12 protein-coding genes are annotated in these 11,916 nt (G+C 53.8%); 4 read left to right on the forward strand and 8 right to left on the reverse strand.

Annotation, left to right across the window (positions count from 1 at the left end; translation table 11 throughout):
• Positions 1-37: 37 nt before the first annotated feature.
• From GF409_05345 to GF409_05360, 4 genes are all read right to left on the reverse strand, one after another.
• On the reverse strand, positions 38-490 hold the full coding sequence (locus GF409_05345) for a hypothetical protein (protein MBD3426635.1): 453 nt from the start codon (positions 488-490) through the stop codon (positions 38-40).
• Positions 491-2,947 (reverse strand): glycogen/starch/alpha-glucan family phosphorylase, encoded by a 2,457-nt coding sequence (glgP, locus tag GF409_05350; GenBank protein ID MBD3426636.1) that lies wholly within the window; start codon positions 2,945-2,947, stop codon positions 491-493.
• A gap of 91 nt (positions 2,948-3,038) precedes the next feature.
• The gene (locus GF409_05355) at positions 3,039-3,962 is read right to left on the reverse strand and encodes a glycosidase (protein ID MBD3426637.1); all 924 of its coding nucleotides are present in this window, start codon (positions 3,960-3,962) and stop codon (positions 3,039-3,041) included.
• 18 nt (positions 3,963-3,980) lie between these two features.
• Positions 3,981-5,060 carry a hypothetical protein gene (locus GF409_05360; protein ID MBD3426638.1) on the reverse strand — a complete coding sequence of 360 codons (1,080 nt, stop codon included), beginning with the start codon at positions 5,058-5,060 and terminating at the stop codon, positions 3,981-3,983.
• A 184-nt stretch (positions 5,061-5,244) separates the two neighbouring features.
• On the opposite strand from GF409_05360, the gene GF409_05365 reads away from it, so the two are divergent.
• Together GF409_05365 and GF409_05370 are read left to right on the forward strand one after the other, a co-directional pair.
• Positions 5,245-6,522, forward strand: coding sequence for a glycosyltransferase (locus tag GF409_05365; GenBank protein ID MBD3426639.1), 1,278 nt, complete (start codon positions 5,245-5,247; stop codon positions 6,520-6,522).
• Positions 6,519-6,821, forward strand: coding sequence for a hypothetical protein (locus tag GF409_05370; GenBank protein MBD3426640.1), 303 nt, complete (start codon positions 6,519-6,521; stop codon positions 6,819-6,821). Before GF409_05365 ends, GF409_05370 begins: the two co-directional genes overlap by 4 nt.
• A gap of 34 nt (positions 6,822-6,855) precedes the next feature.
• Here the strand turns inward: GF409_05370 and GF409_05375 are convergent, their stop codons facing one another.
• Both GF409_05375 and GF409_05380 read right to left on the reverse strand, forming a co-directional pair.
• On the reverse strand, positions 6,856-7,122 hold the full coding sequence (locus tag GF409_05375) for a hypothetical protein (protein MBD3426641.1): 267 nt from the start codon (positions 7,120-7,122) through the stop codon (positions 6,856-6,858).
• 54 nt (positions 7,123-7,176) lie between these two features.
• Positions 7,177-8,628, reverse strand: a complete 1,452-nt coding sequence (locus tag GF409_05380; protein ID MBD3426642.1) for a SpoIIE family protein phosphatase — start codon at positions 8,626-8,628, stop codon at positions 7,177-7,179.
• A 92-nt stretch (positions 8,629-8,720) separates the two neighbouring features.
• Here GF409_05380 and GF409_05385 point away from each other — a divergent pair, with 92 nt between their 5' ends.
• Positions 8,721-9,614: an EamA family transporter gene (locus tag GF409_05385; GenBank protein ID MBD3426643.1), complete on the forward strand. Its 894-nt coding sequence runs from the start codon at positions 8,721-8,723 to the stop codon at positions 9,612-9,614.
• A gap of 14 nt (positions 9,615-9,628) precedes the next feature.
• The gene (locus GF409_05390; protein ID MBD3426644.1) at positions 9,629-11,056 is read left to right on the forward strand and encodes a radical SAM protein; all 1,428 of its coding nucleotides are present in this window, start codon (positions 9,629-9,631) and stop codon (positions 11,054-11,056) included.
• A 4-nt stretch (positions 11,057-11,060) separates the two neighbouring features.
• On the opposite strand, the gene GF409_05395 is transcribed toward GF409_05390, so the two are convergent.
• Both GF409_05395 and GF409_05400 read right to left on the reverse strand, forming a co-directional pair.
• Complete coding sequence (locus tag GF409_05395; protein ID MBD3426645.1) at positions 11,061-11,408, reverse strand: hypothetical protein; 348 nt, start codon at positions 11,406-11,408, stop codon at positions 11,061-11,063.
• On the reverse strand, positions 11,311-11,829 hold the full coding sequence (locus GF409_05400) for a methyltransferase domain-containing protein (protein MBD3426646.1): 519 nt from the start codon (positions 11,827-11,829) through the stop codon (positions 11,311-11,313). Before GF409_05400 ends, GF409_05395 begins: the two co-directional genes overlap by 98 nt.
• Between the last annotated feature and the right edge of the window lie 87 nt (positions 11,830-11,916).

The following is an 11,916-nucleotide window of genomic DNA, read 5'->3' on the forward strand; positions in this document are numbered from 1 at the left end:
AATGCAAATCGCCCCGGAAAGGCTTCAGCCGGGCTGCTCAGGGCTGATGGAACTGTTCGACCACGCTGGGACGGGTGAAAAAATATATCACCGAAAGCTCGAAAATCGTTATGGCCGCTGTCATGAAAACGGCATATGTGTAGACCGAACCGGCCATCTCCGGCGGGACCTTGGCCTGTTCGGTCATTATGTACTCCTTGAAATTGGAAAGAACTGTCTTGTTCAAGAGGAAACCCGTTATCACGCTTATGGACGTCATCCCCACGATGAGCTTCCGGGCCCAGTTCTCAAGATGCAGTATGCGGTTGCCGCAGTAGGCGGCCGATATACCGTAAAGTATCGTGAAAACGTACATCGCGACCGTGACCGCCTGCGGGATCGTCTTGAAAAGCACGGAGAACTGTTTATACGCGCCCACCCCCAGAAGGTTGTATATCCCGAACGCTATCAGCAGAACGCCGTATATCCTGACCCCCTTGCTCCTCTCCATCTATATCTCCACCTTCCAGATCTCGCGCGCGTATTCGGCGACGGTCCTGTCGCTCGAGAACCTTCCGCTGCAGGCGGTGTTCATTATAGACATTGAGCTCCACCTTTCGGTGTCCCGGTAGGCCCTGGACGCTTCCTGCTGCTTGAGGCAGTAATCCTCGAAATCCGCCAGAACCATGTATTCGTCATGCCAGATCAGAGAGTCATAGATGGGCTTGAATATGCCCGGCTCGAACTGTGAAAAATAGTCCTCCTTTACCAGGCGCAGCGCTTCCTCAAGAAGGGGGCTGTTCTTAAGGTATGACCTCGGTTTGTATTTGTCCTTCTTGAGAGCGGAGACCTCCTCGGCACTGAGGCCGAAGATGAAGATATTGTCCCGCCCCACCTGCTCGGCTATCTCTATGTTCGCCCCGTCCCAGGTGCCTATGGTGACAGCGCCGTTGAGCATGAACTTCATGTTCCCGGTGCCGGAGGCTTCCTTGCCGGCTGTGGAGATCTGTTCGGAAAGCTCGCTCGCCGGGAAGACCCTTTCGGCGACGGTGACCCCGTAGTTCTCAAGGAAGACGACCTTCAGCAGGTCCTTCACATCGGCGTCCCTGTTTATGACCGAAGCGATATTGTTTATGAACTTGATCGTGAGCTTCGCCATCGCGTAGGAAGGCGCGGCCTTACCGGCGATGACCGCGGTTCTGGGAACCCTTTCCGCACCGGGGCTGTTCTTTATGTCTATATACTGACCGATAAGGTAAAGCGCGAAAAGAAGCTGTCTTTTGTATTCGTGGATCCTTTTGACCTGCACATCGAAAAGCGAACCCGGGTCTATGGTGATGCCGGTCGAACCTTTTACGTATTCGGCGAAGATCTCCTTGTTCCGCCTTTTGACCTCGCGCCACTTCTGGCGGAAAGCGCCGTCTCCGGCAAGGTCCTTAAGCTGCGTCAGCTTGCTGAGGTCGGTAACCCACCCTCCCCCGATGGAGCTGGTCACCAGGTCCGACTGGGCGGTATTCGCCTTCAGCAGCCACCTGCGCTGGGTGATGCCGTTCGTCTTGGAATTGAACTTCTCCGGGGAGTACTCGTAGAAATCGCGGAAAAGCGTCTTCTCCAGAAGCTCCGTGTGCAATCTTGATACCCCGTTTACCGAGTGGCTTCCCACTATCGCCAGGTGGCTCATCCTGATCTTCTTATCCGGCGCCTCTTCTATGATGGACATCCTCCTCAGCCTCTGGGTATCGTGGGGGAATCGCTTTGAGACATCGGCCAGGAACCTCATGTTTATCTCGTAGATCAGCTCCATGTGCCGCGGCAGGAGCTTCTGGAAAAGGGATACCGGCCAGTTCTCCAGAGCCTCGGGCATCATGGTATGGTTCGTGAAACCGAAGGTCGCGACCGTTATCTTCCACGCCAAGTCCCAGTCAAGTTCCTCCTCGTCTATGAGTATCCTCATCAGCTCAACTATCGCCACCGTGGGGTGCGTGTCATTTAGCTGTATGGCGACCTTATCCGGGAATTGCCGGAAGTCCGAATTATGCATCTTGAACCTGCGGATAATGTCCTGCATGGAGGCCGAGGTGAAGAAATACTCCTGCTTGAGGCGCAGCTCCTGGCCCTTGTAGACGCTGTCGCTCGGGTAAAGGACGCGCGATATGTTCTCGGAGATTATCTTGTCCTCGCAGGCGCGGATATAGTCGCCCGTATTGAAATACTCGAAATCGAATTCGTCCGTGCTCTTTGCAGACCACAGCCTGAGGTTATTCACCACGCTGTTACCGTAACCCGGTATCGGCGTGTCGTAGGCGATAGCCAGCACGTCCCGCGTGTTCACCCAGTCGACGCAGAATCTCCCTTTCCTGTCCACGCGCTTAACGGTCTTGCCGTAAAAATGAACCTTGAGGGTGAATTCGGGACGCTCGAACTCCCAGGGGTTTCCCAGCTTCAGCCACTCATCGGGGTACTCCACCTGGTAGCCGTTTATTATCCTCTGGTTGAAGATGCCGTAATCGTAGCGTATGCCGTAACCGGTGGCGGGTATGGCGAGGGTCGCCATCGAGTCCAGAAAACACGCGGCGAGGCGCCCCAGGCCGCCGTTACCCAGACCGGGGTCTATCTCCTGCTCGTAGATATCCTCCAGGCTGTAGCCCAGCTCCTCAAGGGCCTTCCTGCACTCATCCTGTATCCCCAGGTTGAGTATATTACTTCCCAGAAGACGCCCGGTAAGGAACTCAAGGGAAAGGTAATAAACCCTTTTACAGTTCTCATCGTGGTACCTCTGCTGGGTCAGTATCCATTTCTCTATCAGCCTGTCGCGGATGGCTATGGCCATGGACATGAAATTATCGTAATCGGTGGCGGTATAGAGGTCCTTCGCCAGAGAATATCTCCGGTTGTGCACGAAACTTTCCTTAAGGCTGTTAACCACCGAAGACGGCCCCTGCGTCTTTTTTGTCTTTTTATCCTCCATATGGTCCCTTCATATGATCTGTCCGGTAACCCGACCCTCCCGCCGGATAAAACTCCGGCGGGAGGGAATATGTCACCGGTAATTCACTCTTTTACACGCCCAGAAGGCCCAGAACGTCCTTGATCTTGGCGGTCGCCACGCAGACAACGGTGTCGGCCCCGCCGTAATACAGAAAGAGTTCATCCCCTATTGTGACCGCGCCGCAGGAAAAAGTAACGTTGGGAACCACCCCTTCCTTCTCGTACTTGGCCTCCGGTTCGAGGAAAGGCTTCTCGTAACGGCCTATCACCTTACCCGGGTCCTTAAGGTCAAGAAGCGCAAGTCCCAAGCGGTACTGCATCTTCCTGTCCACCCCGTGGTAGATGATTATCCAGCCTTTATCGGTCTTTATCGGGGGAGCGCCTCCTCCTATCTTGAAATATTCCCACTCGAACTGAGGGCTCATCAGGATCTTCTGGTTCTCCCAATTCTCCATGTCACTGGAATAGGCGATCCACATGTGCGGGGGTATCCTGTGAACGAAAACGTACTTGCCGTTCACCTTCTCCGGGAAAAGGAACGAGTTCTTGTTGTCCACCATGTAAAAGGGATACTGCCTTTCGCTCCAGTTCCATTTCTTGTTGAGGAAGTCATCCACCGAAATGGAGCTGATGCCGATCTGGACCCTTTTAAGGGGAAAGACCATTCCCATGTTCATCCCGTAAGCGGAATAGTTCAGGTAGATCCTGTCATCTATCCTGGTAAGGCGCGGGTCCTCTATTCCCAGGCATTCCAGGTCACTCGCCGGGTCCGGCCCGAACACCGGGTAGTCCAGCCGCTCGTCGATATTGTAGCCGTCCTTGCTGGAAGCGTATCCTATCCTGGATACGCCCATCTTCGAACCCTGCGCCCGGTAAAGTATGTGGACCTTACCGCCTTCGCGGATCGCCGCGCAGTTGTAGACCATGATAGATTCCCAGGGGCTGTCCTCGCGCGGTGCCAGAATGGGATTATTACCGTACCTTTTCAAAACCATCTCTACTCCTTTCATTGACTAACTTACACGACCCAAAAGGATCTCAAAAAGTTCCAGGAACTTCTCCGCCGTGGGTTCGGCGGACTTATCAGCCAAATATTCCTCGATGGCTTTCTGCTGGGCCTGGTACCTCGGCCCTTTTTCAAAGACCTCAACAAGGCATTCTTCCAGCTCGTAGAAATCACGGTACTTGAAGACCTCCCTGTTGAAGGGATAGACGAAATTGGATTCAAGCGCGATTATCGGGCAGCCTGAGCCCATGCACTGGAAAACGGTGCTCCCCACCACTGCTATCGGCATCGAGGGCTTGTTGTATATCATGCAGTCGGCCGCGTAGAGATATTTGTACAAAAGATCCTGATCGGGCGACCTCTCCACGATCTTGAGGTCGAAGGCGACCTTGGGTTTGATGCGCTTGAAACCGGCCAGGGCTTTCTCCGCTTCGGTGACGAGGACCAGCATGACATCGTACTTCTTTGTCAGCCTGTCCAGGACCACCGACGTATTAAGAGCGTAATCGGAGGCCTGCCCGAAAAGAAGGACTATCTTCTTGTCCGGCGGAAGGCCCAGCTCCTTGCGCGCCTTTTTCTGGTCGCCCCTTACCAGGGGGCATGAAGGATACGGTATTATGGACACCTTGCCTTCCGGATATGCGTCCTCCAGAAAACGGTAATACCTGTCGTCAAAACAGACCACATGGTCCCAGTCGAACTTGAAATATTCCGGTTTTGTCGAAAGCTTGCCGTCATGGACTATGTTGACGGTCTTGGCCTTTTTCTTTATCTGGGGGAATATCTGAAGGAGATTCGCCATGGGCAGCATGCCCAAGTCCTCGACCACGAAAACATCAAAATCCGCATCCAGTACGGGAGCCGTGTTCATCTCGGGGTTGGGCACACCGTAAACGGTAAAGCACCTTGTTACGTAATTCTCCTCTTCGGAGGCTTTCTTCGTAAGGGCCGTACCATGAAAACTGTGCCTGTAAAAGGAGAACACTTTGAGGTCTATCCCTTTTTCCACCCAGGCCCTGCCGATAAGCTCGGCGTGTATCGACGCACCCGAATCAGTGTTCCACGCACCCATCAAGGCGATCTTCATCCACCCCTCCTTTTTGACACCGCATGATACGGGATACCACGTGCAAAAAAATCTTGCTATCAGGTATATTATATGTATTATATAGTATGTTCGCAAGTGCTAGTAACGAACTATTTATGCCTCGTCCCCTCCACGGGGCTCTTACCTCTTTCGGGAAAACTCCCGGGAGCGGCGGCAGCAGGCCATGAAGAACAGAGTAAACCGAATATGCATGCTTACCCTTCACGGGTATGTTTCCAGGAACCCCACCCTGGGCAAGACCGATACCGGCGGACAGGTAACCTATGTACTTGAACTTTCGAAGGCCCTTGCCAAACTGGGCGTCAAGGTCGATATATACACCCGCCGTTTCGGCAAATATCCAAAAACAGAAAAGGTCTCAAGGGGTGTGAGGATAATACGCATCCCCTGCGGCGGCAACAAGTTCATCCGCAAGGAGAACCTCTTCCCCTATCTCAACACATTCACCAGGAACATGGAGAAGTTCATCTCAAGAGAAGACCTTGAGTACGATTTGTACCATTCGCATTACTGGGACGCCGGCTATATAGCCATGAGGCTGACAGAAAAAATGGGCGGCCTTTTCGTACACACCTTTCATTCCCTGGGCGCCTGGAAAAGGGAACACATGGGAGGCGACCCCCTCGAGATGGAGAAAAAATACAAGTTCAAGCAGCGCATCGAGCACGAGAAGCAGATCTTCCGTAAGAGCCGCGCGCTGGTCATGACAAGCGCGGACATGATACACAGTTCGAGGAAATATTACGGTTACAGCGGCAAAAAGCACATCGTTATCCCCGCAGGAGTCAACCTCAAGATGTTCCGCCCCCTCAAAAAGGGCGAGAAAGAACTTAAAATAGACGTGCCGCAGAACTACATATTCTGGGTGGGCAGGTTCGACACCAACAAGGGTCTCGATTACCTGCTCAGGGGGTTCTCCGAGGTAGTCACCAAGGCCAAGGACCTTTTCCTGGTGATAGGGGGCGGCTCGACCCATCCCAAGCCCATAGAGAAAGCTCTGAGGAAAGAGATAAACAGGATCATAAGAAAATACGAATTGAGTAACAGGGTCTTCTTTACCCGGCACATAAGGGATAAATACATGCCCACTTACTACCGCAGGGCCAAGTTCTTCGTGCTCCCGTCGAAATTCGAGCCTTTCGGCATGACCGCGGCGGAAGCGATGGCCTGCGGGACGCCTCTTGTGGTAAGCCGCCGCGCCGGGATACGGCGCTACCTTAAGAACGGCGAGAACTGCCTGGTGGTGAACGCCGCGAACAAGAAGGATCTGGGATGGGCCTTCAGGGTGCTGGACAGGAACTCTTCCTTCCGCAAGAAGATCGCCCGGGGCGGCCTTAAGATCGCCCGTTCCAAGTTCAGCTGGTCCAATATCTCCGAAAAGAGCCTCAGGTTCTACAATAAGCTCATCAGGGAGAACGAAAAGAAACTTCAAAAGCCATGAAAACGCGAACTGTTATCCTTATACTGGCGCTTGCGGCCATACTTGCCGGGGCGTGTAACACGCACTCTGAATATATCCGGGCCGAAGGCATTGTCACCCGGATCGAGCTTGAAGGCGGCTTCTGGGGCATAAAGACCGATGACGGAAGAAAGTTCGACCCGCTCAACCTTCCCGATGAATTCAAGAAGGACGGCCTCAGGGTGAATGTAAGGCTCAAACCACGCGACGAGATGGCGGGATTCCACATGTGGGGCCAAGTGGTCGAGGTCCTCAGAATAGAAAAAGCCCGGGAAAGATGATTTCCCCGGGCTCCTGTCCGTAATAATCTTTACCTTACTTCTTTTTAGGGGTCTTTTTAGCGGGCTTCTTCGCGGCGGTCTTCTTTTTCGGCCTTTTCTTCGGTTTGGCGGATTCCTTCTTGCCGGCTTTCTTTTTAGCCGCTTTTTTCAGGTTCTCCCTTATTTCGACGGTGGTCATGCTGTGGAGTTCGTCTTCAGTGTATCCGGCCGCGAGCAGCCTTTTTTTCTGAGCCAGCACCCTCTGCTTTTTCCTGGCACCGCTTTTCTTGGGTCTCTGGCGGTAATTCTTACGTGGTTTCATGGTCTTTCTCCTTCATTTACGAACACTTCTCTCTGAGCTGAGTATTATACACGATTACGCGGTCTTTTCAAGGCCTTTTATTCCTATATCCAGTATGAATATGTCGTCAGTGGACTTGCCCGAACGGTAAAGCTCAACGTCCTTCAAAAGGGCCCTGTTGAACTCCTCGGCGGGAACGTACTTGTTCTCGGCGATGAACGCCTCGAGCCTGCCGTCGCCGTACTGCTCCCCTCCTCCTCCGGCGGTCTCGGTGAGCCCGTCGGTAAACAGCAGCACCCTGTCGCCTCTCTCCAGTGCGAGATCCTTCTCGTGCAGGAGGTCTTCCTCGAAAGGCACTCCCAGTAGACTTGCCTGCGCCTTAAGTGCTACTATGTTCCCCTGCCTGGCGTGATAGACGTACTGCGGGGGGTGGCCGTAACTTGAATAGGTTAGGCGCATCCGGTCAAGGTCGACCATGCCGCAGAAAGCGCTCAGGTACATCTCCGTACCTTCGAAATCCTCCTCGATGAAACTGTTGAGGTCCCTGAGCAGCACCCCGGGACTCTTGCCTTCCTGGGCCAGGCGCTCGAACTCCGCGTGGACCCTGTTGACCAGAAGGGCGGCCGACACGCCGTGACCGGTAACATCGCAGATAATGAAAATGAACCGGTCCTCGTCAAGGAACTTGTACTTGGCGTAGTCGCCTCCCATGTAATAGACCGGCAGATAGCTGACGGCTATATCGACCCTGGGGGAGGTCACCGAAGGCGGAACGAGCGTCTTGTGTATGCGGGTTGCCAGCTCCAGTTCCCTGCGCATCTGGTCGCTTTTCTCCTCGACCTCCTTGAAGAGCACGTAATTCTGAACGTCCCGTGCCATCTCGGCCCTGCGCACCACCACGCACAGAAAGACCGCCATTATTATGAAAATGAACCCGTCGAGGTAAGGCATAAGCCCGAACTGTTCAAGGTCGGTCCCCGCCAGGCTCCTTATCCTCAGAAAAGAAGCCGAGTAGGCCACCAGGTGCATAAGACCTATTGCGATAACTTCCAGCGGTTTCCAGGGGATGGTCACAGATACGAAAAAGACCGTGAAGACGAAGGTGGCCGCGGCCACTACAGGGTCATCCCTGTAGACCACGCTCAGTTTGACCAGGACCGCCAGCATGAGCGCGGTAAAAATATAAGCGTTGAACCTGGCGGAGGTAAGGCTGGTAGCCTTCTGGTTGAAATAAAAAATGACCGCTGCGGCCAGAAGAAGCAGTACCCCGAGGAGGATATCCAGGATAATCACCTGCTCCGGATACATCACCAGGCTTGCCGCGACCGTGAAAAAGTAAAGGAAAACCACCAGGGCGCAGAAAAGGTTGACCCTGGACCTGATAAGAGATGTCTGTTCATGGATGAAGCCGGGAAGGTATTTGCCGGGTATGTCCCTGATAGACCTTAACCGTTCCATGTTCAGCAGTTTCTCCGCGACTGACCTTTCCCCCGAAAAGAAGCTTTTCATATAATATGAAAATAGCATATAACAGGTGCCGCTTCAACAAATTTCGTCGGCTCAGGTTGACTCAGGCGGGCATAAGCAACTATACTTAAGAAAAAGGTTTCAGGAAAATCATGGATCTGAGTCATACCATAATAGGATGCACGGCCGCTCTTATCTCTGCCGCCGCGTGGGCTTTCGACCCGATACTCTTCAAGAAGCTCGGCGAAAAGGTCCTTCCCGCGGCCATGAACCTGGGCAGGGCGCTGGTGGGGATGGTATACCTGTTGCTTTTGGTCTCTTTCATCGGGATCGAGACGATGCCGGCGAAGTCCCTGCTTTATCTGGGGGTAAGCGGCATCCTGGGTATCGCCCTGGGGGACACCTTCTTCCTGATGGGGCTGGTCAGGCTCGGTCCGAGGCTTGCCGTTCTTATGGAGACCCTCTGCCCGGTAATGACGGTCCTGCTTGCTGTAGTGTTCCTCGGCGAACGCCCTTCCCTGCCGGTATGGACCGGTATCGTATTGACGATAGGCGGAGTCCAGTGGGTCCTCTGGGAAAGGACCCCTCGTGAAAAGCTCAAACATAACTGGCTGGCGGGCATCAAGTTCGGCGCTCTCTCTGTAACATGCACCTCGGTGGGCATAATATTCGCGAAGATAGGACTGGTCGAAGCCTCGCCCGTAGAAGCTACGATGGTCAAACTCTTTTTCGGGAGCATTGGTCTTCTCATATGGGGCTTTGCGGGCCTGCGGATAAAGAAATGGATCGCACCCTTCCGGGAAAACCCCCGGCTCGCGTTCAACCTCTCATACGCGGTATTCGTGGCGATAGGCATAGGCCTTCTTTTCTCGGTGATCGCCCTTAAATACGCCAACGCGACGATAGCGGTACCCCTTAATTCCACCAGCCCCCTTTTCGTGCTGCCCTTGGTCGCTTTCTTCTTCAGGGAAAAGGTCTCACTACGCGCGGTGCTCGGCGCCGCGGTCGCGGTCGCGGGAATAATCTTGATTTTCCTTTATAGTTGAGTATATTCTAAAGCATGGCGCAAATACGAGAAGATATCATGAAAATGGCCCGGCAGCGCCGGGAGGACTTTAAGCGCTTCCAGCAAGAGGGGCTTATCCCCCTTGACGGGGACTTTTTCCCTTCTGTGCACTACCCTCCCATAACAATGTATCCTCCGATAAGCGAGAAGGATCTTTTCAGGACCTATACAAACCCTCCCGACGGTCTGTTCGACCTTTACGCTCACCTGCCCTTCTGCATACAGCACTGCACGTTCTGCCACTACCCGGTGAAAGTGGGCGAACTCGAAGAAGAGAAGGACAGGTACCTCGACGCGCTGGAGAAGGAAATGGATATCTACATGCGCCTTCTGGGCCTCGAGAAAATAAAGGCCAGGTCCATACTCGTCGGCGGGGGGACACCGACCTACCTGAGCCCCGCCCAGCTTGAGAGGTTCCTGGAGTTCTTTACTTCCCGTCTGGACACCAGCTCACTCACCCAGTTCACTTACGACGTGGACCCTCCCACTCTGCTCGGGGAGGAAGGAGCCCAGCGGCTCAAGCTGATGCGTGATTTCGGAGTGAGCAGGCTGACCATAGGTCTACAGTCGCTTGATGATGAGGTGCTGGATAAAATGAACCGCCCCCACACCGCGAAGGAAGCCGTCGAATCGGTCGAAGCCTCCCGCAGGGCCGGATTCACCAACAACATAGAATTCATCTTCGGCTACGAAGGCCAGAGCCTGGAGAACTGGACCGAGATGATGGAGCGGGCTGTCGGGCTGGATACTGAAGAAGTGCAGCTCTACCGGCTCAAGGTCGTTCCCTACGGTGATTTCGAGGGTCCGGTCAAGCGCAAATACATACAGAACACCGAAAGCTTCCCCAGCCCCGAGGAAGCTATAATGATGAAGCAGATAGCCATTTCCATACTCAACGAGAACGGTTACAGCGAGAACCTCAGAAGGGTGTTCACGAAAAAAAGAGATGATTACTCCCATTACGCGGACAACCAGTGCTGTAAACTGCGTGACGAAGTCGGCTTCGGCCTTACCGCCTTCAGCAGCCTCCGGGACAGGTTCGCGCTCAACACGCAGAACTTCAAGGAATATTACGACATGGTCTCGCGGGAGCGCCTTCCCGTTAACCGCGGCCTGGTAAGGACAAGGGACGACCAGCTCAGGTGGGCCCTGGTCCTGCCTCTTAAGAACCGGGAGATCTACAAGAGCCTTTACGAAATGAGAACAGGCGCAAGTCTGGATGAGGTCTTCCGGAAGAAAATAGAGAAACTCAAAAGGTTCGGCCTGTTGTACGAAAACGAAAAGCTCCTCAGGTTGACCGAACTGGGGGCTTTTTTCGCGGACGAGGTCTGCGAACAGTTCCACCACCCCGACTATATACCCTTCCCCAGGGAGAACTACGCCCGGGGGCAGCTCTATCCCTATGATGACTGGCAGCCCTAAAGGCTTATTTCCCGCCTCGGTCCGATACAGGTTTTTCGAACACCAGAAAGAACATCTCGTTGGCGAATACCTGCCGTTCACGGCGCGGGATCGACCTGAAAAACGCCGAACTGCTGAAATCCTCCACGTCCTCCCGGTGAGATGCGGTCATGAATATGTCAAAACTCTCTTTCAGGCGGAACCCCACTGACTCGTAATTATCCACAACGGTATCGACCTCTAGGGCCATGGACACAAAAGGCAGGTTTTTCCTGTTATATTTGCGCATGAACGAATGGACGAACGGCGTGTTGATGATATCGATGACGACCGCCCTTCCCCCCCGGCTTGAGGGATCTGTATATATTCTCAACGAGAACTCTGTCCCTCCGGTAGAATCTGTCGTGGTACCTCCTCTGCGCGTCCGGATCTCCCAGAAAGTAACCGCAAAGGCTGAGAAAGGCCATGTCCGCGGTGTGTGGCGGAAGGAGCTGCTCCTTGTAGCTTTTTTTCATGAGGGTAACATTATCATACGGGTTAAGCTCATCGTCCTTGAGGGCTGATTGCATGTACTCATCCATGCTACGGCTTGTCTCGGGGTATACCTGGATGCCGTAAACATGGCCCTCCGGCCCCGCCGCTTTTGCCAGTTTGAAGGTCCAGTACCCCGGGCCGGGGTCAAGATCGAGGATCTTTTCACCCGGGAGATATCTAAAAGCCTGATCACTTTCTCCGGATAATGCAATAAGTCCCTCTCCGGGCGGATAAGCTCTTCCCAGCCGAAAACATACGATCCCCTCTCAGGGCGGTCATTCTGCTGGAGCGAATGGGAAAAAGAGCAGACGAAAATGCAATAAACCAGGCCGGCGAGGACCAATGTT

The organism is Candidatus Omnitrophota bacterium (assembly GCA_014728045.1).
GTDB lineage: Bacteria > Omnitrophota > Gorgyraeia > Tantalellales > Tantalellaceae > WJMH01.